The following is a 21,762-nucleotide window of genomic DNA, read 5'->3' as shown; positions in this document are numbered from 1 at the left end:
GGTCCCCGAGGGGAATGCCCCGGGGACCCTCAATTTCGAGCAAGACCTGGGTCTTTAGCGCTCGACCTCGCCCTTGATGAACTTCTCCACGTTCTCCCGCGCCTCGTCGTCGAAGTACTGGACCGGCGGGGACTTCATGAAGTAGCTCGACGCCGACAGGATCGGGCCGCCGATGCCGCGGTCCTTGGCGATCTTCGCGGCGCGCAGGGCGTCGATGATGACGCCGGCGGAGTTCGGGGAGTCCCAGACCTCGAGCTTGTACTCCAGGTTCAGCGGGACGTCACCGAAGGCGCGGCCCTCGAGACGGACGTACGCCCACTTGCGGTCGTCGAGCCAGGCGACGTAGTCGGACGGGCCGATGTGGACGTTGTCCGCGCCCAGCTCGCGGTCGCGGATCTGGGAGGTGACGGCCTGCGTCTTGGAGATCTTCTTGGACTCCAGACGGTCACGCTCGAGCATGTTCTTGAAGTCCATGTTGCCGCCGACGTTCAGCTGCATCGTGCGGTCCAGGACGACGCCGCGGTCCTCGAACAGCTTCGCCATGACGCGGTGCGTGATGGTGGCGCCGACCTGGGACTTGATGTCGTCGCCGACGATCGGGACGCCCGCCTCGGTGAACTTGTCCGCCCACTCCTTGGTGCCGGCGATGAAGACCGGAAGGGCGTTGACGAAGGCGACCTTGGCGTCGATGGCGCACTGGGCGTAGAACTTCGCCGCGTCCTCGGAGCCGACGGGCAGGTAGCAGACGAGGACGTCGACCTGCTTGTCCTTGAGGATCTGGACGACGTCGACCGGAGCCTCGGCGGACTCCTCGATGGTCTCGCGGTAGTACTTGCCGAGGCCGTCGAGCGTGTGGCCGCGCTGGACGGTCACGCCGCTGTTCGGCACGTCGCAGATCTTGATGGTGTTGTTCTCGGAGGCGCCGATGGCGTCCGCGAGGTCCAGGCCGACCTTCTTCGCGTCGACGTCGAACGCGGCGACGAACTCCACGTCACTGACGTGGTAGTCGCCGAACTGGACGTGCATCAGGCCGGGGACCCTCGACGCCGCGTCGGCGTCCTTGTAGTACTCGACTCCCTGCACCAACGACGCAGCGCAGTTGCCGACGCCGACGATGGCTACGCGAACCGAACCCATTCCGGTTGCTCCCTGTGTGTACGAGTGAGGCCCTGGCAGGGGTCTCACGTGGTGGTGTCGCCGGGCGTATCCGGACCGGGGGTGTCCCCGGTCCGGGGCAGGACGCCCGGCGCTCCCTCTGTGGTGTCGCGAGCGGCTTCTCCGTGGGCGGGACCCTTCCGGTCCCGGCCCGCCCGCTCACTTTCGATGAGCTCGTTCAGCCAGCGCACTTCGCGCTCCACGGACTCCATCCCGTGGCGCTGGAGCTCAAGCGTGTAGTCGTCGAGGCGCTCCCGGGTGCGTGCCAGAGAGGCACGCATCTTCTCCAGGCGCTCTTCCAGCCGGCTGCGTCGTCCTTCGAGCACGCGCATGCGTACATCGCGTGACGTCTGCCCGAAGAAAGCGAAGCGAGCGGCGAAGTGCTCGTCCTCGTACGCGTCGGGCCCGGTCTGCGAGAGCAGTTCCTCGAAATGCTCCTTACCTTCCGCCGTCAGCCGGTAGACGATCTTGGCGCGGCGGCCGGCCAGGGGCGCGGCGAGGGCGTCCTCGGACGTGTTCCCCGGCTCTTCGATCAACCAGCCGTTGGCGACCAGCGTCTTGAGGCAGGGGTAGAGCGTGCCGTAGCTGAACGCACGGAACACACCCAGTGATGTGTTGAGTCGTTTGCGCAGCTCATAGCCGTGCATCGGGGATTCGCGGAGCAGGCCGAGTACGGCGAACTCAAGGATCCCGGAACGCCGGCTCATCGTCGCCTCCTCTCTGCCGCGGCCCGTCAGACGGGCGCCGTGACGGTCTTTATGCCGCGCTGATGTATCGACTCGATACATCACGACGATAGAACGACCTTGCGGATGCGACAAGAGGGAGAACGGTGAACGGGATCACATCACCGATTCGTAGGAAGTAAGTTGCCTGATTTGGGGTGAACTTCGGGACTCGGCAGGTTTTGACGGTGCGTAGTCTGTGCGGCATGCAAACCACCGGGAACCGAGTGACGCCTGGGGACGTCCTCGTCCTCGGTGCAGTACGGGTGAATGCAGGACCGACCACATCCGTACTTCGGGGGGACCGGAAACCTGCCGCCGTTTCCAGGCGCGCCACGGTGCGCCTGCCCTAGGAGTAGTCGTTCGATGAGCGAGCACCGTCGCAAACCGCCGCAGCCGCAGGGAGGCGGACGTGCCGCGGCCCGACGCGGTCAGTCCGGCTTGCCCACAGGTCGCCGCGCGGCACCGCGAGGCGCCACCGGGTCTCCTTCCGATGCGTACGGGTCGGATTCCGGGTCGGGTGGCGAGGAGCGGCCGTACGGCGGCCGCGCCGAGGCCCGGCGTGCGGCACAGAGAAGCGCGGGGGGCCGCCGCAGAGCGGCCGACCCGGGCCGTGCCGACCGGCGCGCCGGTCCCGGCGGCCCCACCGGTCCCGGACGGGGCCGAGGGCGAGCGGTCCCCACCGGCAAGAAGCGGATCATCGACTACCCGCGGGCCGGCAAGTACGGCTGGCAGCGCTGGGTGCCGTCGTGGAAGCTGGTCTCCGGTCTGTGCATCGGCTTCTTCGGCAGCCTGGTGGCCGTGGCGGGTATCGGGTACGCGATGGTGGGAATCCCCGACATCCAGAAGACCGCAGAGGCGCAGAACAACGTCTTCTACTGGTCCGACGGCAGCGAGATGGTCTCCACGGGTGGCGAGACGAACCGTCAGATCGTCAACCTCTCGCAGATCCCCGAGGCGATGCGGAACGCCGTCATCTCCCAGGAGAACAAGACCTTCTACACCGACAGCGGCATCGACCCGAAGGGCATCGCCCGCGCCGTGTTCAACATGGCCAGGGGCGGCGAGACGCAGGGTGGCTCCACGATCACCCAGCAGTACGTCAAGAACGCGATGCTCAACGACCAGTCGCAGACCGTCTCCCGGAAGTTCCAGGAGATCTTCGTCTCCATCAAGGTGGGCTCGCAGCTCTCCAAGGACGAGATCATGGCCGGCTACCTGAACTCCGCGTACTACGGTCGCGGGGCTTACGGCATCCAGGCGGCCGCGCGTGCGTACTTCAACAAGGACGCCATCGACCTGAACGAGGGCCAGTGCGCCTTCCTGGCAGCGACGCTCAAGGGCGCCACGTACTACGACCCGGCGGGTTCGCCCTCCATCGACCCGGTCGGAGCCAGTGCCGAGGCGAACAAGCGGCGAGCAAAGATCCAAATGCAGGACACTCTGGACAAGATGGTCGAGTACGGCCATCTGGACGCCACGACGCGGGCCAAGTACACCGAACTCCCCAAGACCCAGAGTCCGCGCTCGAACGCGGCGCTGAGCGGCCAGGTCGGCTATCTCGTCGACCTTGCCAAGGCGTATCTGGTCAACAACACGAAGATCACCCAGAGCGATCTGGAGCAGGGCGGTTATTCGATCTACACGACCTTCGACAAGAAGAAGGTCAAGGAGCTCGAGGACTCGGTCAAGAAGGTCCAGAAGGCCAATATCGACCCCAAGAAGCGCCCGGAGACGGACACGCACGTCCAGTTCGGCGGTGCCTCCGTGGATCCGAAGACCGGCGCGATCAAGGCCATCTACGGCGGTGAGGACGCGACCAAGCACTTCACCAACAACGCCGACGTGACCGGCGCCCAGGTCGGTTCGACGTTCAAGCCGTTCGTCCTCGCGGCAGCGATGACGTGGGGTGTACGGGATCCGGAGCTGAGCGCGACGCAGGCACAGGACGAGCGGACCCAGGTGTCCCCCAAGAGCCTCTTCAGCGGCAAGAACAAGCTCAAGATCGAGGACTACACCGGAGAGGTCTGGAAGAACGAGAAGGACAAGGAGTGGCTTCAGGTCAATGACGGCGACCAGTCGTACGGCACTCCGCCCAACTACCAGATCGACCTCCGCGAGGCGATGCGTGAGTCGGTGAACTCCGCCTTTGTGCAGCTCGGCATGGATGTCGGCCTGGACAAGGTGAAGGAGGCCTCCATGAACGCAGGCCTCAAGGAGGACAGCCTGGCCGGCACCAACTACCCGACGTTCTCCATCGGGACCTCCGACCCCAGCGCGATCCGTATGGCGGGTGCCTATGCCACGTTCGCGGCCAGTGGCAAGCAGCGTGACCCGTTCTCCGTGCAGAAGGTCACGAGCAAGGACGGTGCGGTCTACACGCACGAGACGGCGACCAAGGAGGCGTTCACCGCGGATGTCGCCGACAACGTCACGGACGTCCTGAAGACGGTCGTGGACAAGGGCACGGGTACCAACGCCCAGCTGACCGGCCGTGAGGTGGCCGGCAAGACCGGTACCACTGACGGCAACAAGTCCGCCTGGTTCGTCGGGTACACCCCGCAACTGTCCACGTCGATCACCATGTTCCGGTACGACGACGACGAGACCAAGAAGAACCGTACGTTCCTGGAGATGTACGGCACGGGTGACCAGGAGTCGATCCACGGTGCCTCGTTCCCGGCCCAGATCTGGCACGACTACATGGAGTCGGCGCTGAAGGGTCAGCCGTCGGTTGATTTCCCGACGGCCAACCCCATTGGCAAGATCGTCAATGAGCCGACGCCTACGCCCACTCCCACTATCACGGAGACGGAGGAGGAGAGCCCGACGCCGACGCCGACGCCCAGCGAGACCTTGACTTCTCCCTCGCCCTCGGCCAGCGAGACCTGCGGCTTCTTCGGCTGCGAAACGGGTGGCACGGATTCGGGCGGTACAGATTCCGGAGGCACGGACGGCGGTGTGACGTCCTCACCAACCGCTACGGAGACAGGCGACGAGAGCGGAAACAACGGCAACGGCAACGGAGGATTCCTCGGAGGGTCGTCCGGTTAGCCGCCGGACCGTCCGGCATGCGTGTTTCACGTGAAACACCCGGATGTTTCACGTGAAACGAGGGCCGTCGCACCCAGGAGGTGCGGCGGCCCTCGGCGTATCCCTAGGTGGGTACGGCAGGATGTCCCCCATGCCCAGTGCTGAATCGACGCAAGCGAGCGTGCACCAGTCGGACCCGGTGCCGCCGACCAAGGAAGACGCGGTCGCCGCGCGCGGCAGCGAGCTGATCGGTGGTCCCATCGGCCGGCGTGCTCTGTTCGGGACGTCCTGGTGGACCCCGGTACGGATCATCGCGCTCGTGGCGATCGGCATGTTCGCTCTCGGCCTGGTCCAGAAAGCGCCCTGCTACAACGGTGCCTGGTTCTTCGGCGCCAGCTCGCAGTACACGCACGCCTGCTATTCGGACATTCCGCACCTCTACCAGGGGCGCGGCTTCGCCGACGGGCTCGTGCCGTACTTCGACAAGCTCTCCGGCGACATGCAGTACCTCGAGTACCCGGTGCTGACCGGAGTGTTCATGGAGGTGGCCGCCTGGCTCACGCCCGGCAGCGGCAGCATCCAGGACCAGGAGCAGTGGTACTGGATGGTCAACGCAGGGATGCTGATGGTGTGCGCCGCCGTCATCGCCGTCTGCGTGACCCGTACGCACGCTCGGCGGCCCTGGGACGGTCTGCTGGTCGCCTTGGCGCCCGCCCTCGCGCTGACCGCCACCATCAACTGGGACCTGCTGGCGGTCGCTCTGACGGCCGCGGCGATGCTGATGTGGTCGCGGGGCCGTTCGCTCGCCTTCGGCGTCCTCCTGGGGCTCGCTACGGCCGCCAAGCTCTATCCCTTCCTCCTGCTCGGCCCGCTGCTCGTGCTGTGCTGGCGTGCGGGCAAATGGCGGGAGTTCGGGACGGCACTGGGCGGGGCGATCGTCGCCTGGCTGGTGGTGAACGTGCCGGTGATGCTGTTCGCCTACGAGGGCTGGTCCAAGTTCTACGAGTTCAGCCAGGAGCGGGGCGTCGACTTCGGCTCCTTCTGGCTGATCATGTCCCAGAACTCGACCAACCCGCTCAGCACCGAGACCGTCAACACGCTCGCCACTCTGCTGATGCTGGTGTGCTGTGCCGGCATCGCGGCGCTCACACTGACCGCACCGCGCCGTCCGCGCTTCGCCCAGCTCGCCTTCCTGATCGTCGCGGCGTTCATCCTCACCAACAAGGTCTACTCGCCGCAGTACGTCCTGTGGCTGATCCCGCTCGCCGCGCTGGCCCGGCCGAAGTGGCGGGACTTCCTGATCTGGCAGGCCTGCGAGGTGGCGTACTTCCTGGGCATCTGGATGTACCTCGCGTACACGACCAGCGGAGACGCTCACAAGGGCCTTCCGACCGACGGCTACCACTGGGCCATCGGGCTGCACCTGTTGGGGACGCTGTACCTGTGCGCGGTGATCGTGCGCGACATCCTGATGCCGGAGCGGGACGTGGTGCGCAGGTCCGGCGACGACGACCCCTCGGGCGGTGTTCTCGACGGCGCGGAGGACGTGTTCGTGTTCGGTGCGGCAGCCCATCCGCCGCGGCACGCGGCTCACTTCGAGGGACCTCAAGTGGAGTGGGGCAGTGCAAGCCCGGGGCCGTCCGAGGAGCGTTCGCTCTGAGCGAACGGGGCGTAGTCGGGCCACGCAAAAGGCCGTACACGGTGTCTCCGTGTACGGCCTTTCTTCTGTCGTGGCGCCGACAGGCGGCGCCTTTCTGCTGTCGGACAGCCGTCAGCGATCGACGAGCCGGTCGAACTGCGTGGTGGTGTGTCGCAGATGGGCCACCAGTTCGTCGCCGACCTTCGGCTCTGCGGCGTCCGCGGGCACGAACAGGATGGAGACCTGCATGTGCGGCGGCTCGGCGAACCAGCGCTGCTTGCCGTCCCAGACGAAGGGAGAAAGGTTCCGGTTGACCGTGGCGAGGCCGGCGCGTGCGACGCCCTTGGCGCGCGGCATGACGCCGTGCAGCGCCTTGGGGGCCTCCAGGCCCACCCCGTGCGACGTACCCCCCGCCACGACCACCAGGAAGCCGTCGGAGGCCGTCTTCTGCTGCCGGTAGCCGAAGCGGTCGCCCTTGGAGACGCGGGTGACGTCCAGGACCGCGCCGCGGTACTCGGTGGCCTCGTGATCGCCCAGCCACAGCCGGGTGCCGATACGGGCCCGGAAGCGGGTCTGCGGGAACTGCTGTTGGAGACGGGCCAGTTCCTCGGCCTTGAGGTGGCTGACGAACATGGTGTGCAACGGCAGACGTGCCGCGCGCAGCCGGTCCATCCAGCCGATGACCTCCTCGACGGCGTCCGAGCCGTCGGTGCGGTCCAGCGGCAGGTGGATGGCGAAGCCCTCCAGGCGGACGTTCTCGATGGCGGCGTGCAACTGCGGCAGGTCACGCTCGCTCACTCCGTGCCGCTTCATCGAGGACATCACCTCGATGACCACCCGGGCGCCCACGAGGCCGTACACGCCGTCGATCGACGACACGGAGCGGATGACCCGGTCGGGCAGCGGAACGGGCTCCTCGCCCCGCCGGTACGGCGTCAGCACCAGCAGGTCACCGCCGAACCAGTCCTTTATGCGCGCTGCCTCGTACGTCGTGCCGACGGCGAGGACCTCCGAGCCCAGCCGTGTGGTCTCCTCGGCGAGCCGTTCGTGTCCGAAGCCGTAGCCGTTGCCCTTGCAGACCGGGACCAGGCCCGGGAACTGCTCCTGCACGTGCTTGTGATGCGCCCGCCAGCGCGCGGTGTCGACGTAAAGCGTGAGCGCCATGGCCGGACCTGGAACCTTTCTCGTGGCTGCGGTGTATCAGAGATGTGAAAGCAAATTGTGGTGTGTCAGCGCCGGGACATGTAGATGTCGAGCGCCTTGTGGAGCAGCTTGTTGAGCGGGAAGTCCCACTCGCCGAGGTACTCGGCGGCCTGCCCGCCCGTTCCCACCTTGAACTGGATCAGGCCGAAGAGGTGGTCGGTCTCGTCCAGCGAGTCGGAGATGCCGCGCAGGTCGTAGACGGTGCCGCCGAGCGCATAGGCGTCGCGCAGCATCGTCCACTGCATCGCGTTCGAGGGCCGGACCTCACGGCCGATGTTGTCGGACGCGCCGTAGGAGTACCAGACATGGCCGCCGACGATCAGCATGGTCGCGGCCGACAGGTTCACACCGTTGTGGCGGGCGAAGTACAGCCGCATGCGGTTGGGGTCCTCGGTGTTGAGGGCCGTCCACATGCGCTGGAAGTACGACAGCGGGCGGGGCCGGAAGTGGTCGCGCACCGCTGTGATCTCGTACAGCCGCTGCCATTCCTCGAGGTCGTGGTAGCCGCCCTGGACGACGTCGACCCCGGCCTTCTCCGCCTTCTTGATGTTGCGGCGCCAGAGCTGGTTGAAGTTCTTGTGGACGTCTTCCAGGGAGCGGTTGGCCAGCGGCACCTGAAACACGTATCGGGGCTGTACGTCGCCGAAGCCGGCGCCCCCGTCCTCCCCCTGCTGCCAGCCCATACGGCGGAGCTTGTCGGCGACCTCGAAAGCGCGGGGCTCGATGAAGTCGGCCTCGATGTCGCGCAGCCGCTTCACATCCGGGTTCTGAATGCCCTGCTTGATGGAGCCGGCCTCCCAGCGCCGGATGATCACCGGCGGGCCCATCTTCACGGAGAAGGCGCCCTGCTGCTTGAGGTGCGCGAGCATCGGCTCCAGCCACTCGGTGAGATTCGGCGCGAACCAGTTGATGACCGGGCCCTCGGGCAGATAGGCCAAGTAGCGCTTGATCTTGGGCAGTTGGCGGTAGAGGACGAGCCCTGCGCCGACCAGTTCACCGGTCCGGTCGTCAAACCATCCGAGGCTCTCGGAGCGCCACTCCGCCTTGACATCAGCCCAGGCCGGAACCTGCATGTGGCTCGCCGCTGGCAGGGTCTGGATATACGCCAGATGCTGCTCGCGACTGATCGTCCTCAGGGTCAGGCTCATTCAGGGCGCTCCTCGGGCTGGTGTGTCCCCATGGGTACAGGGGCTCCGGCTCTAGCGCCGAAGCCTACTGCGCCCGGGGAGCGCCCCGACTGGGCATACGGAAGCTTCGCCCCGGCCTGTTGGCCGCCGAGGCATTCCGCGGTGTTGGGGACGGTGTCCTTGGCGTCAGCCGAAGACCCCACCGAAGAGGCCGCCGTGCGCCATGCCCAGGAAGAAGCCGATCGCCGCGGCGCCGAGGCCCAGGATCAGACCGAAGCGTTCGCGGGTCGTCTCCGAGATCCACTGTCCGTAGGCGCCGGTGACGATCCCCACCAGGCCCGTCCAGGAGCTGAGCAGATGCAGGCTGTGGAACATCGCTGTGACGAACGAGACGACGCCCAGCACCAGAGTCACCGCGAGAAGCGCGTCCTGGAGCGGGTGGGGTTTGCCGTCCGTGGCGAACAGGCCTCCGACGGTGTTGGGTCGCAATGCTTGTGCCATAGGGCACCTCCTGCGGAAGACGGCGCATCGTAGCGCCAAACACACCCGATGTGTACAGAGTGTCGGTGTCGGCGGCCGGATTTCAACCGGAAGCCGGAGTGCGGGTACTCTGTAGCCTCTGCACCGGTGTATGCCCACGTCACGACTCGGAATCCCCTGGGGAACCGCCGATTGTCAGTGGCGGCTGATTTACTGGCGAACACTGGTGCACAACGCATAACAACCCTCCTGCCACGGAACGACCGTGGCCGCTGAGTCCAAAGGAGGTGGGTTCCACATGCGTCACTACGAGGTGATGGTCATCCTCGACCCCGATCTCGAGGAGCGCGCTGTCTCCCCGCTGATCGAGAACTTCCTCTCCGTCGTCCGTGAGGGCAACGGGAAGGTGGAGAAGGTCGACACCTGGGGCCGTCGTCGTCTCTCGTACGAGATCAAGAAGAAGCCTGAGGGCATCTACTCGGTCATCGATCTGCAGGCTGAGCCCGCGATCGTCAAGGAGCTCGACCGCCAGATGAACCTGAACGAGTCGGTCCTCCGGACCAAGGTCCTCCGCCCCGAGACCCACTGAGCCTCCCGCTCAGCTGATCTCGGGATTCGAGTAGCAGCACAAGCAGCCAGCAGCAAACCCGCCGAGAGGTTCCCCCATGGCAGGCGAGACCGTCATCACGGTCGTCGGCAATCTTGTCGACGACCCCGAGCTGCGCTTCACCCCTTCCGGTGCGGCGGTCGCGAAGTTCCGTGTCGCGTCCACTCCCCGCACCTTCGACCGCCAGACGAACGAGTGGAAGGACGGCGAGAGCCTCTTCCTCACCTGCTCGGTCTGGCGTCAGGCGGCGGAGAACGTCGCCGAGTCGCTCCAGCGAGGCATGCGCGTCATCGTGCAGGGCCGGCTGAAGCAGCGGTCCTACGAGGACCGTGAGGGCGTCAAGCGCACGGTCTACGAGCTGGACGTCGAGGAAGTCGGTGCCAGCCTGCGCAGCGCCACGGCCAAGGTCACCAAGACCGCCGGCCGCGGTGGCCAGGGTGGCGGTGGCGGCTTCGGCGGCGGTGGCGGCGGCGGCCAGGGTGGCGGCAGCTGGGGCGGTGGCTCCGGCGGCGGTCAGCAGGGCGGCGGCGGTGCTCCCGCCGAGGACCCGTGGGCAACCGGCGCTCCCGCCGGTGGTCAGCAGGGCGGCGGCGGTGGCTGGGGTGGAAACTCCGGCGGCAACAGCGGCGGCGGTGGCGGCGGCTACTCGGACGAGCCCCCCTTCTAGGACTTCGGGCCGTGTGCCCGTGGTCGAAGGCGGGTCGTACCCACACTTCTTGATCACACAGGAGAAACACCATGGCGAAGCCGCCTGTGCGCAAGCCTAAGAAGAAGGTCTGCGCTTTCTGCAAGGACAAGGTCACGTACGTGGACTACAAGGACACGAACATGCTGCGGAAGTTCATTTCCGACCGCGGCAAGATCCGTGCCCGCCGCGTGACCGGCAACTGCACGCAGCACCAGCGTGACGTCGCCACGGCTGTGAAGAACAGCCGTGAGATGGCGCTGCTGCCCTACACCTCCACCGCGCGCTAAGGGAAGGGTGACCGACAAATGAAGATCATCCTCACCCACGAGGTCTCCGGCCTCGGTGCCGCGGGCGACGTCGTCGACGTCAAGGACGGTTACGCTCGCAACTACCTGATCCCGCGGAACTTCGCGATCCGCTGGACCAAGGGCGGCGAGAAGGACGTCGAGCAGATCCGTCGTGCTCGCAAGATCCACGAGATCCAGACCATCGAGCAGGCCAATCAGATCAAGGCTCAGCTCGAGGGTGTCAAGGTTCGCCTGGCCGTCCGCTCCGGCGACGCCGGTCGTCTCTTCGGTTCCGTCACCCCGGCCGACATCGCTTCCGCGATCAAGGCTTCCGGTGGTCCCGAGGTCGACAAGCGCCGCATCGAGCTCGGTGCGCCGATCAAGACCCTGGGCGCCCACGCGACGTCCGTGCGTCTGCACCCCGAGGTTGCCGCCAAGGTCAGCATCGAGGTTGTCGCGGCCTGATCGCTGCGCTCGGCATAGCTGAAAGAGGGGCCGCACCCAGCAGGGTGCGGCCCTTCGCCGTGTCCATCGCGATGGTGTGCGCGGACTGCGGACGGTGGACTGCTGACCGGTGGACGATGGAACGGCGCGTGTTTCACGTGAAACATGACGGCCCCGGCCCACGGTGTTTCACGTGAAACGGCCACCATGTCGTTTCACGTGAAACGCTCAGCGGGTCGCGCCCGTGACGATCCAGCGGCCCGAGCGGGTACGCAGCCACAAGGTCAGCATCCGGACCGCCATCATCAGCGTCATGGCGGCCCAGAGCGCGGTGAGCCCTCCGCCGAGCACGGGGACAAGAAGCGCGACAGGCGTGAAGACCACAAGGGTGAGCACCATCGCCCGTGCGAGATAGGGTCCGTCGCCCGCACCCATCAGTACGCCGTCCAGGACGAACACGATGCCGCAGATCGGCTGACAGAGGGCCACCATCAGCAAGGCGGGCAGGGCGACATCCGTGACCGCGGAGTCGCTGGTGAACAGCGGCAGGAAGAGCGGGCGGGCGACCACTACCAACAGGCCCAGTACGACCCCGGTGGCTATACCCCACTCCACCATGCGTCGGCATGCGGCGCGGGCGCCCTCGGTGTCCCCGGCGCCCAGGTAGCGCCCGATGATGGCCTGCCCGGCGATCGCTATGGCATCCATGGCGAAGGCGAGCAGGCTCCAGAGGGACAGGATGATTTGGTGCGCTGCGATGTCGGCATCACCGAGGCGGGCCGCTACGCCCGTGGCAATCATGAGGACGGCCCGTAGAGAGAGGGTGCGCACCAGCAAGGGCACGCCTGCTTGTGCGGAGGCCCGGATGCCTGCGATGTCGGGGCGCAGCGAAGCGCCGTGACTGCGGGCTCCGCGGACGACCACCACGAGGTAGGCCGCGGCCATGCCGAACTGCGCGATGACGGTGCCCCAGGCGGAGCCGGCGATGCCGAGGTCGGCTCCGTAGACGAGCCCCACGTTCAGGACACCGTTGGCGACGAAGCCCGCTATGGCGACGTAGAGAGGTGTCTTGGTGTCCTGTAGTCCGCGCAGGACGCCCGTCGCGGCGAGCACGATGAGCATGGCCGGTATGCCGAGCGCAGAGATCCTCAGATAGGTGATCGCGTACGGCGCTGCCGTGTGCGAGGCGCCGAAGAGGTCCACGAGGGCTGGTGCCGTGGGCAGGACGACGGCCACGACCGCTGCACCGAGGAGCAGCGCCAGCCAGATGCCGTCGATGCCCTGGCGGATGGCGGCCTGGAGGTCGCCGGCGCCGACGCGTCGGGCAACGGCCGCCGTGGTGGCGTAGGCGAGGAAGACGAAGATGCTGACGGCTGTCATGAGGAGGGCTGAAGCAACCCCGAGTCCGGCGAGTTGTGCCGTGCCGAGATGGCCGACGATCGCGCTGTCGACGATGACGAAGAGGGGCTCGGCGACGAGTGCGCCGAAGGCCGGGACGGCCAGTGCGACGATCTCGCGATCGTGCTGTCGTCGGGCGGCCCGGGGGGTCGCTGGAGCCTGTGTCATGAGCATCAATGTAATCGTCCACAGGTAAGAGATGCAAAGGTAGTGAGACCCTTACTGACCGTCTCGGCCTGTGTACTCCCCTGCGCAGATCGAAGTGATCTTGGCCCGACTGGGAAAGTTTTTCTTCTGCACAGCCGGTGGACGGGAAAGGTGCAGGTCAGGGCGGTATTCCTTGGAGCAGCTGAGGCTTGTTCACAGGCCTGTCCACCGTGTCGTGCACAGGTTTCGCGGAGTTCTCCACAGCATCGGGGCCGTCGTCCACATGGCCTGTGGATAACCAGATTGGCTGACGGTGCCGACGGGCCTACGGTGGTCCGGCGCCCGCTCCGTCCGTCGGCCTGGAAAGCCTTACAAAACCGACGCGCCAGAACCGGAGTTGGGCCTCTTATTTGTCAGTGCCGTGCCGTAGAAAAGAGGGGCACGGCGAGGGTCCGCTCGGCGGACGGGAGGAGGTGGCTCGGTGAGTATTTCCGAGCCCTTGGACGACCCGTGGGCCGACAGCGGTCCGGGTGATCGTCTGCCCGCCTCTCGCCGACGCGGCGACGGAGGCCGCGGCGAACAGCACGACCGCGGCGGGGAGAACGGCGCCTGGGACGGCGGGGGCACATCCTTCGAGCGCGTACCGCCGCAGGATCTCGACGCCGAGCAGTCCGTCCTCGGCGGCATGCTCCTGTCCAAGGACGCCATCGCCGACGTCGTCGAAATCCTCAAGGGCAACGACTTCTACAAGCCCGCGCACGAAACGATCTTCCAGGCAGTCCTCGACGTCTACGCCAAGGGGGAGCCGGCCGACCCGATCACGATCGCCGCCGAGCTCACCAAGCGGGGCGAGATCAACAAGGTCGGCGGCGCGTCTTATCTCCACGGGCTCGTACAGACGGTGCCGACGGCGGCGAACGCCGAGTACTACGCCGAGATCGTGCACGAGCGGGCCGTTCTGCGCCGCCTGGTCGAGGCGGGCACCCGTATCACGCAGATGGGATACGCGGCCGACGACGACGTCGACGAGATCGTCAACCGCGCGCAGGCCGAGATCTACGCGGTCACCGAGCAGCGCACCAGCGAGGACTACCTGCCGCTCGGCGACATCATGGAGGGCGCACTCGACGAGATCGAGGCGATCGGTTCGCGCAGCGGCGAGATGACCGGTGTGCCCACCGGCTTCACCGACTTCGATTCGCTGACCAACGGCCTTCACCCGGGCCAGATGATCGTCATCGCCGCGCGACCTGCCATGGGTAAGTCCACGCTTGCGCTGGACTTCGCGCGTGCAGCGTCGATCAAGAACAACCTGCCGAGTGTCATCTTCTCCCTCGAAATGGGCCGCAACGAGATCGCGATGCGCCTGCTGTCCGCCGAGGCACGCGTCGCCCTGCACCACATGCGGTCCGGCACGATGACCGACGAGGACTGGACCCGACTGGCCCGACGGATGCCGGACGTCTCCGCCGCCCCGCTCTACATCGACGACTCCCCGAACCTGTCGATGATGGAGATCCGCGCCAAGTGCCGCCGGCTGAAGCAGCGCAACGACCTCAAGCTGGTCGTCATCGACTACCTCCAGCTGATGCAGTCCGGCGGCTCCAAGCGAGCCGAGAGCCGTCAGCAGGAGGTCTCGGACATGTCCCGTAACCTCAAGCTGCTGGCCAAGGAGCTGGAGCTCCCGGTCATCGCGCTCTCGCAGCTGAACCGTGGTCCCGAGCAGCGCACCGACAAGAAGCCGATGGTCTCCGACCTGCGTGAGTCCGGCTCCATCGAGCAGGACGCCGACATGGTCATCCTGCTGCACCGCGAGGACGCCTACGAGAAGGAGTCACCACGCGCTGGCGAGGCCGACCTGATCGTGGCCAAGCACCGTAACGGCCCGACGGCGACGATCACGGTCGCCTTCCAGGGTCACTACTCGCGATTCGTGGACATGGCGCAGACCTGATCCGACGCCGGACCCGTCAGTGCCTGGCTGACACCCGTGGTTGTACGGGTCGTTGCCCATGGGGCGGGGGTACGCGATGAACAGTGTCACGGCGACGGTGAGTATCCGTCAGCAGCAGTCGGCTTGTCCGTAGCGGACGTTCCGTTGGTCCACCCCGGTGGTGGCGTTCATGTTCGCGTGGACCCGGCCGACGGTCGAGCCGCATGACGGGCGCTCAGCGCCTCGTCTCGTACCTGGTCAGGATCACGCCGCAGGGAAGCGTCCGCGTCTCCACCAGGTTCAGGTTCACCCAGCTGTCCAGCGCGGTGAAGAACGGCGTGCCGCCGCCCACCAGGACCGGCGCGGTGGCCAGCACGTACTCGTCAATCTGCCCGGCCCGCATGGCCGCCCCGGCGAGCGTCGCGCCGCCGATGTCCATCGGGCCGCCGTCCTCGGCCTTGAGCCGGGTGATCTCGGCGACCGCGTCGCCGGTGACCAGGCGGGTGTTCCAGTCGACCTTGTCGACCGTCGAGGAGAACACCACCTTCGACATGTCCCGCCAGCGGCGTGCGAACTCGATCTCCGCCGGGGTGGCGCCCGGTTGCTGGTCGCCGGTCGGCCAGTGGGAGCTCATCGTCTGCCACAGCTTGCGCCCGTACAGCGTCAGGTCGGTCGCCTGCAACTGGTCGGACCAGAACTGGAACAGCTCGTCGCTCGGCACGCCCCAGCCGATGTCGTCGCCTGGCGCGGCGATGTACCCGTCCAGGGACAGGTTCATGCCGTAGATCAGTTTCCGCATGGGCGCCGGCCTTCCGTGAGTCGGTCTCACGCGTACAGACCGGCGCGGCGAGGGAAACTCATCGGTCCGCCGAGGAAATGGCATCGATCTGAGACTGATCTCGGGTGACATCACGGTGAGACAACAGAGAAGCAGCAGGTCACAGAAGATCGACATGTCATAGGCGCGAGACCCTGCACGACGGGCGGCACACGGAAATGCGCTCGACGTGTGCCGTCCCGCCGGATGGACTGGGGACATGACCACATCTCAGGAAGAGCTGCTTCCCGACACGCGCAGGGCGCTCCTGCACCGGATCGCGCTCGCCCAGGCCGAAGGGCGTGCCCCGTCACTGGTCGCCGCGGTGGTGCGGGACGGCCGGGCCGTGTGGCACGGCGCCCGGACCTCGGTGGACGGGCACGCGCCCGACGAGAACGTGCAGTACAGGATCGGGTCGATCACCAAGACCTTCACGGCTGTTCTCGTGCTGAGGCTGCGCGACGAGGGAGTGCTGGACCTCGGTGACCCACTGGAGAAGCATCTGCCGGGCACCGGAGCGGGGGAGGCCACCATCGCCGATCTCCTCGCGCACACCAGCGGGTTGGCGGCCGAGTCGCCCGCGCCGTGGTGGGAGCGAACGCCGGGGACCCTGCGCCCCGAGCTGGCCGATGTGCTCGGCAAGCAGCCCTTCGTGCATCCGATCGGCCGCCGATTCCACTACTCCAACCCCGGCTACACGACGCTGGGGGCGCTCGTCGAGAAGCTGCGGGGCGCCGCCTGGGAGGACGTACTACGGCGTGAAGTGCTCGAACCTCTGGGCCTGAACCGCACGAGCGCTCAACCTCAGGCCCCGCATGCGGGCGGCTGGGCCGTGCATCCCTGGGCCGATGTGATGCTGCCCGAGCCGACCGAGGACCTGGGACGGATGGCCCCCGCCGGTCAACTCTGGTCGACGACAGGTGACTTGGCGCGATTTGCCGTGTTCCTGGCCAAGGGTGACGACCGGGTGCTGAGTGCGGAAACGGTACGGGAGATGCGGACGCCGGCGGCGGCGGTCGAGGCGGCGGACGTGGCGAGCGGCTATGCGTACTGCCTGGGCATGGAGATGAGTCATCGGGACGGTCGGACCCTCGTCGGTCACTCGGGCTCGCTGCCGGGCTTCCTCGCGTGCCTCAGGCTTAGCGAGGAGGATGACGTCGCGGCCGTTGTCCTGGCCAACTGCACCTCTGGCCCGCTGCTGGCCGAAGTAGCCGCAGACCTCGTGAGCATCGTCGCCGAAGCGGAGCCGCGCATCCCCGAAGCCTGGCGTCCTGTGGCCGAAGTCGACGCGCCCGCACTGGAGTTGGCGGGCCAGTGGTTCTGGGGGACACACGCCTTCGCGCTGCGGCTCACGGCCGGTGAGGGCGTCTCGCTGGGGCCGCTGTCCGGCAACGGCCGCCGCTCGCGCTTCCAGTCGAACGGGGACGGCACCTGGACCGGCCTGGAGGGCTACTACGCGGGAGAGCTTCTACAGGCCGTACGGCGCCCGGACGGGACCGTGGACCACCTGGACCTCGGGTCGTTCGTGTTCACGCGTCAGCCGTACGACGAGACGGCTTCTGTGCCGGGCGGGGTCGATCCGGAGGGCTGGCGCGGCATCCGGTAGCCCGTCGCAGGGCGCGAACGACACGAGTGGGTCCTGTTTCACGTGAAACAGGACCCTCCGTCACAGCAAGAGCTTGAATCCCACATGCGAGGCCTCGAAGCCCAGTCGCTCATAGAAGCGATGGGCGTCGGTCCGGGAGGAGTCGGAGGTCAGCTGGACCAACTGGCAGCCCTGGCGCCGGGATTCGTCGACCGCCCACTCGATGAGCCGTGTCCCCAGACCGCTGCCGCGCTCGTCCGCCTGGATGCGCACCGCCTCGATGATCGAGCGAATCGCCCCCTTGCGGGACAGCCCAGGGATGATCGTGAGCTGCATCGTGCCGACGATCCGCCCTTCCCGCACGGCCACGACCAGGTGCTGGTTCGGGTCGTCGCGGAGGCGCTCCAGAGCCGCCAGATACGGCGCCAGGTCTTCCGGGGACTCGCGCTGGGCGCCCAAGGGGTCGTCGGCGAGCATGGCCACGATCGCGGGGACGTCGTCCCCGGTGGCGGGACGTATTTCAAGATCTCCCATGCCCGCACCCTACGCGGGCACGTTCAGCGACTCCACGACACGTACCAGCGGGGCCAGCTCGGGGTTCCTGGCCGCCTCGTCGAGTGCCTCGCGCAGCGCGGCGTCATTGGTGGGCCGTGCCTCCGCCAGCAGCTCGAGGCCTGCCTCGGTGACGTTCGTGTAGATGCCACGGCGGTCGGTGGGGCAGAGGTACCGGGTGAGCAGGCTGCGGTCCTCGAGCCGAGTGACCAGCCGTGTGGTGGCGCTCTGGCTGAGAACGACGGCGTCGGCGACCTGCTTCATCTGCAGATGGCCGCCGTCTCCGTTGTGCTGGCGGCTGAGGACATCCAGCAGGGAGTACTCGCGCACACTCAGGTCGTGCTTGGCCTGAAGGGCTCGTTCGATGTGGGCCTCGATCCTCCCGTGGAGCAGGGAGAGCGCGCACCAGCCTTGGGCGAGTGCGGTGAGCGCGGGGTCCGTCGCTGTCATGGGCGTGTTCCTCCGTCCCGGAGTGGCTGACACCAGGATAGACCAGGCTCGCAATAGCCCGCTGTTGCGAATATCAGGCGTCTGCAATTATTGTAGGCGTAGGCAAAGCGCTCCTGCAATCGTCTGGGAAGGTGTACCCCTCCATGCCTCTCGCGCTTCTGGCCCTCGCGATCGGGGCCTTCGGAATCGGAACGACCGAGTTCGTGATCATGGGCTTGCTGCCCGAGGTCGCCGGAGACTTCGGGGTCTCGATCCCCACGGCCGGCTTCCTGGTGACGGGCTACGCGCTCGGCGTCATGTTCGGCGCACCGCTGATGACCGTGCTCGGCACCAAGGTCTCCCGCAAGCGGATGCTGATGCTGCTGATGGGCCTGTTCATCGCGGGCAACCTGCTCTCCGCCTTCGCCCCGGCCTTCGGCGTGATGCTGGCCGGTCGTGTGGTCGCCTCGCTCGCCCACGGCGCCTTCTTCGGTATCGGCTCGGTCGTCGCGGCCGACCTGGTCGCCCCGGACAAGAAGGCCGGAGCCATCGCGATGATGTTCACCGGGCTCACGGTCGCCAATGTCGTCGGCGTGCCGCTGGGCACGCTGGTCGGACAGTCCGTCGGATGGCGCGTCACCTTCGGCATCGTCGCCGCTCTCGGCGTCGTCGGCCTGGCCGGCATCGCCAAGCTCGTCCCCGACCTGCCCAAGGCCGAGGGCGTGCGTCTGCGCCATGAGCTGGCCGCCTTCAAGAACGCGCAGGTCCTGCTCGCCATGGCGATGACCGTGCTCGGCTTCGGCGGTGTCTTCGCGGCCATCACCTACATCGCGCCGATGATGACCCATGTCGCCGGCTTCGCCGACGGCTCCGTCACCTGGCTTCTGGTCCTCTTCGGCCTCGGCATGGTGGGCGGCAACCTCGTCGGCGGCAAGTACGCCGACCGGGCCCTGATGCCCATGCTGTACGTCTCCCTGGGGGCCCTGGCGGTCGTCCTCGCGCTGTTCACGCTCACCGCGCACAACAAGGTCCTCGCGGCCGTCTCGATCGCCCTCATCGGCGCTCTGGGCTTCGCCACCGTCCCGCCCCTTCAGAAGCGGGTGCTCGACCAGGCGCACGGTGCCCCGACCCTGGCCTCGGCCGTGAACATCGGCGCCTTCAACCTCGGCAACGCGTTGTCCGCCTGGCTCGGTGGCCTCGTCATCGCGGGCGGCCTCGGGTACACCGCCCCCAACTGGGTCGGCGCTCTCCTGGCTGCGGCGGCCCTGGTCCTGGCCTTCCTTTCGGCAGCCCTCGAGCGCCGCGAGAGTGCACCCGGCGCCGTCGTGGCCGGTGCTGGGCCCGCCGAGCGGCAGACTGCCGTACACCACTGATCCGCCTCGGCGCCGCACCGGTCCCCGTCACCCAAGGGGGCCGGTGTCGGCGTATCGAGGTCTCAGCCGGCGGCGACCGTGAGTGGGGCGAACCGCCGGGTCCAGTCGCCGGGCAGTTCCGGGATGCCGTACGTCATGACCGCGTTGAACGCGACGGAGGCCAGACCCCGCTTCTTCGCCCACGCCAGCAGCTCTTCATGACGCACGTCGATGTCCGTGCGCAGCGGGCCGTCGGTGTGGGCGGCCAGAGAGGCGATCAGCGCCTTGGCGGTCTCCGTGTCGTGGGCGATCAGCGGTCCTACGACGTGCGTGTCCATGTTGGGCCAGGCAGCCGCGTATCCGACGATCCGGCCGTTGGACTCGGCGACGCGCAGCCGGTCGGCGAAGGCGGGCAGGCGCGTGACGATGTGCGTGCGATCCGCGCCGAACACCTCCTCGTCGAGCCGGATGATCGACGTGAGGTCCTCGGCGGTGGCGGCGCGCGTGGTCACCCCGGGCTTGCGACCGTCAGGAGTGAAGTGCCCGCGCAGCATCTCGGCCCGGCCGGTGACCTTGAAGCCGATCTCCTCGTACAGAGGGCGGCCGTTCGGCGTCGCATGCAGTGTCAGCGGTGTGGTGCCCAGGTCGGACACGATGTGACGCATCAATCGGCGGCCGACGCCCTGGCGGGCGTACCGCTCGGCGACCAGGACCATACCGATGGCGCCGAGTTGAGGGCGTTCCCGTGGGCCGTACTCCGTGACGACGCAGGCGCTGACGAGCCCTCCGTCGGGATCGTCGATGCCGTAGCCCTTCCCTGCGGTGAGGAGAAAGCTCCACTTGTGCTCCTCGCGCGGCCACCCCCGGTCCTCGGACAAGTCGGCGCAGGCGGTGAGATCGCGAAGCGTCAGACGGCGGATGGGCAGAGCGGCGAGAGAAGGAGTCGGCACGCAGGTCAGGCTGTCCGACGCATACCCTCGGCGTCCACTTGTTTGCAGGGAGTTGTACGACCTTTTGGCCATGTCGCAGTCGTCGGCACGGCACCTCGACGGGTGCCGGTGTTTCACGTGAAACATGGGCGAACGGAGGGCGTCGGGCGCTCAGACCGAGCTGCTCAGGACGGCCTCGTGCCGGATGCCGAGATGCGTCCCACTAGCCTCAAGGCCCATGGCGAGCCTTCATCTCTTCGACCTGGACGGCACACTGCTCCATGGAACCTCCGCGCCCATGGAGATCTCACGGCAGCTCGGACTTGAGGCCGAGACGGTACTGCTGGAGCAGGCGATCTCGGCGGGGCGGATCGGTCCGCCGGAGTATGCGACGCGGGTGCACGCGCTGTGGGCGGATCTCACCGAGGCACATGTGTCCGCTGCCTTCGAGGCTGCGCCATGGCTGACGCGAATCCGCGATGTGTGGGCGGAGATCACAGCGCAGGGTGACTACTGCGCCGTTGTCTCGCTCTCGCCGTCGTTCTTCGTCGAACGCCTCACCACCTGGGGCGCGCACGCGGCGTACGGATCCCGTTTCCCCGCCCTCCCGTTCAGCGAGCCGGTGGACCCCGCCGGAGTGCTCAGCAGCGCGGCCAAGGTCAAGATCGCCGACATGCTGTGCGCGGAGTTCGGAGTGACCCGGGCCGACTGCATCGCCTATGGCGACTCGGCGTCGGACATGGATCTGTTCGGCGTGGTGCCGGTCTGTGTCGCGGTCAACGCGGACCGTCGCCTGTCGGGTCTCGCGACGCATTCCTACAAGGGGAGAGATCTATGGGAAGCCTATGAATTGGTGCGACCCGCCCGGTAATTGAAGGAATTGCTGGTTCGCCCTCTCGCCCTATTCGTGGGGGAGCAAGGGGGGACTTGTGATCGGGGCCGCGGCCGGTATGGTCGACTCCGGTTCGCTTCCCGGGCGGGGTGCCCAGCACTCCGTCCGGATCGAGAGCAGGGCAATGCAGCCTAACGGGACGGAGAGATCAAAGACCCGCATTTCGGGTTATGCGGCTTCGGCCTCCAGGCGGAGTGGGACGCTGCGGGAACAGCACTGCGGCCAATGTCACACTCTCGCCTTACTTGTCCGTACGGAGCACGAATACGGGTTGAATGTGGCCGCATTGGCCGCGGCACCGAACGGGACAGCAAACCGTCTGCGGGGGAAAGCAGGCACC

Annotated in this window: 20 protein-coding genes; 10 read left to right on the top strand and 10 right to left on the bottom strand. The window is 67.2% G+C overall.

Translation table 11 applies throughout. The features are described from left to right. Nucleotides 1-54 precede the first annotated feature (54 nt). Nucleotides 55-1,137: an inositol-3-phosphate synthase gene (locus tag ACIHFB_RS21280; protein WP_365271648.1), complete on the bottom strand. Its 1,083-nt coding sequence runs from the start codon at nt 1,135-1,137 to the stop codon at nt 55-57. A 44-nt stretch (nt 1,138-1,181) separates the two neighbouring features. Further along, nucleotides 1,182-1,862, bottom strand: a complete 681-nt coding sequence (locus ACIHFB_RS21275) for a PadR family transcriptional regulator (RefSeq protein WP_365271645.1) — start codon at nt 1,860-1,862, stop codon at nt 1,182-1,184. A 384-nt stretch (nt 1,863-2,246) separates the two neighbouring features. Between ACIHFB_RS21275 and ACIHFB_RS21270 the strand changes: the two genes are divergently transcribed. Continuing rightward, the gene (locus tag ACIHFB_RS21270; RefSeq protein ID WP_400127607.1) at nt 2,247-4,934 is read left to right on the top strand and encodes a transglycosylase domain-containing protein; all 2,688 of its coding nucleotides are present in this window, start codon (nt 2,247-2,249) and stop codon (nt 4,932-4,934) included. Between the two features lie 121 nt (nt 4,935-5,055). Beyond that, complete coding sequence (locus ACIHFB_RS21265) at nt 5,056-6,573, top strand: glycosyltransferase 87 family protein (protein ID WP_365271639.1); 1,518 nt, start codon at nt 5,056-5,058, stop codon at nt 6,571-6,573. Nucleotides 6,574-6,684: 111 nt separating this feature from the next. Here ACIHFB_RS21265 and ACIHFB_RS21260 read toward each other — a convergent pair whose 3' ends face one another. From ACIHFB_RS21260 to ACIHFB_RS21250, 3 genes are all read right to left on the bottom strand, one after another. Beyond that, a complete protein-coding gene (locus ACIHFB_RS21260) occupies nt 6,685-7,716 on the bottom strand; it encodes an alanine racemase (protein WP_365271636.1) in 1,032 nt (343 codons plus the stop codon). Between the two features lie 65 nt (nt 7,717-7,781). Further along, nucleotides 7,782-8,903 carry a peptidoglycan bridge formation glycyltransferase FemX gene (femX, locus tag ACIHFB_RS21255; RefSeq protein ID WP_400127606.1) on the bottom strand — a complete coding sequence of 374 codons (1,122 nt, stop codon included), beginning with the start codon at nt 8,901-8,903 and terminating at the stop codon, nt 7,782-7,784. Between the two features lie 165 nt (nt 8,904-9,068). Further along, nucleotides 9,069-9,383: a hypothetical protein gene (locus tag ACIHFB_RS21250; RefSeq protein WP_365271630.1), complete on the bottom strand. Its 315-nt coding sequence runs from the start codon at nt 9,381-9,383 to the stop codon at nt 9,069-9,071. 277 nt (nt 9,384-9,660) lie between these two features. On the opposite strand from ACIHFB_RS21250, the gene rpsF reads away from it, so the two are divergent. From rpsF to rplI, 4 genes are all read left to right on the top strand, one after another. Next, nucleotides 9,661-9,951: a 30S ribosomal protein S6 gene (gene rpsF, locus ACIHFB_RS21245; RefSeq protein ID WP_073787253.1), complete on the top strand. Its 291-nt coding sequence runs from the start codon at nt 9,661-9,663 to the stop codon at nt 9,949-9,951. Between the two features lie 76 nt (nt 9,952-10,027). Further along, nucleotides 10,028-10,636 carry a single-stranded DNA-binding protein gene (locus tag ACIHFB_RS21240; protein ID WP_365271627.1) on the top strand — a complete coding sequence of 203 codons (609 nt, stop codon included), beginning with the start codon at nt 10,028-10,030 and terminating at the stop codon, nt 10,634-10,636. Nucleotides 10,637-10,707: 71 nt separating this feature from the next. Further along, nucleotides 10,708-10,944, top strand: a complete 237-nt coding sequence (gene rpsR, locus ACIHFB_RS21235; protein WP_003949403.1) for a 30S ribosomal protein S18 — start codon at nt 10,708-10,710, stop codon at nt 10,942-10,944. 18 nt (nt 10,945-10,962) lie between these two features. Beyond that, on the top strand, nt 10,963-11,409 hold the full coding sequence (gene rplI / locus ACIHFB_RS21230; RefSeq protein ID WP_210592323.1) for a 50S ribosomal protein L9: 447 nt from the start codon (nt 10,963-10,965) through the stop codon (nt 11,407-11,409). Between the two features lie 207 nt (nt 11,410-11,616). Here the strand turns inward: rplI and ACIHFB_RS21225 are convergent, their stop codons facing one another. Beyond that, nucleotides 11,617-12,954, bottom strand: a complete 1,338-nt coding sequence (locus tag ACIHFB_RS21225; protein ID WP_365271624.1) for an MATE family efflux transporter — start codon at nt 12,952-12,954, stop codon at nt 11,617-11,619. A 460-nt stretch (nt 12,955-13,414) separates the two neighbouring features. On the opposite strand from ACIHFB_RS21225, the gene dnaB reads away from it, so the two are divergent. After that, the gene (gene dnaB, locus ACIHFB_RS21220) at nt 13,415-14,887 is read left to right on the top strand and encodes a replicative DNA helicase (protein ID WP_365271621.1); all 1,473 of its coding nucleotides are present in this window, start codon (nt 13,415-13,417) and stop codon (nt 14,885-14,887) included. A 214-nt stretch (nt 14,888-15,101) separates the two neighbouring features. Here the strand turns inward: dnaB and ACIHFB_RS21215 are convergent, their stop codons facing one another. After that, complete coding sequence (locus ACIHFB_RS21215; protein ID WP_365271619.1) at nt 15,102-15,665, bottom strand: dihydrofolate reductase family protein; 564 nt, start codon at nt 15,663-15,665, stop codon at nt 15,102-15,104. A gap of 238 nt (nt 15,666-15,903) precedes the next feature. Here ACIHFB_RS21215 and ACIHFB_RS21210 point away from each other — a divergent pair, with 238 nt between their 5' ends. Further along, nucleotides 15,904-17,289: a serine hydrolase domain-containing protein gene (locus ACIHFB_RS21210; RefSeq protein WP_400127605.1), complete on the top strand. Its 1,386-nt coding sequence runs from the start codon at nt 15,904-15,906 to the stop codon at nt 17,287-17,289. 60 nt (nt 17,290-17,349) lie between these two features. On the opposite strand, the gene ACIHFB_RS21205 is transcribed toward ACIHFB_RS21210, so the two are convergent. Then, on the bottom strand, nt 17,350-17,802 hold the full coding sequence (locus ACIHFB_RS21205) for a GNAT family N-acetyltransferase (protein WP_400127604.1): 453 nt from the start codon (nt 17,800-17,802) through the stop codon (nt 17,350-17,352). Nucleotides 17,803-17,811: 9 nt separating this feature from the next. Further along, nucleotides 17,812-18,270 (bottom strand): MarR family transcriptional regulator, encoded by a 459-nt coding sequence (locus ACIHFB_RS21200; protein WP_365271610.1) that lies wholly within the window; start codon nt 18,268-18,270, stop codon nt 17,812-17,814. A gap of 143 nt (nt 18,271-18,413) precedes the next feature. Between ACIHFB_RS21200 and ACIHFB_RS21195 the strand changes: the two genes are divergently transcribed. Beyond that, nucleotides 18,414-19,622 (top strand): MFS transporter, encoded by a 1,209-nt coding sequence (locus tag ACIHFB_RS21195; RefSeq protein ID WP_365271608.1) that lies wholly within the window; start codon nt 18,414-18,416, stop codon nt 19,620-19,622. Between the two features lie 62 nt (nt 19,623-19,684). On the opposite strand, the gene ACIHFB_RS21190 is transcribed toward ACIHFB_RS21195, so the two are convergent. After that, a complete protein-coding gene (locus ACIHFB_RS21190) occupies nt 19,685-20,551 on the bottom strand; it encodes a GNAT family N-acetyltransferase (RefSeq protein ID WP_365271605.1) in 867 nt (288 codons plus the stop codon). Between the two features lie 217 nt (nt 20,552-20,768). Here ACIHFB_RS21190 and ACIHFB_RS21185 point away from each other — a divergent pair, with 217 nt between their 5' ends. Then, nucleotides 20,769-21,401: an HAD family hydrolase gene (locus ACIHFB_RS21185; protein WP_400127602.1), complete on the top strand. Its 633-nt coding sequence runs from the start codon at nt 20,769-20,771 to the stop codon at nt 21,399-21,401. Nucleotides 21,402-21,762 lie beyond the last annotated feature (361 nt).

The organism is Streptomyces sp. NPDC051963 (assembly GCF_044593495.1).
GTDB lineage: Bacteria > Actinomycetota > Actinomycetes > Streptomycetales > Streptomycetaceae > Streptomyces.
Note: the sequence above shows the minus strand (reverse complement) of the source record. Positions and strands in the feature narration are given on the sequence as shown.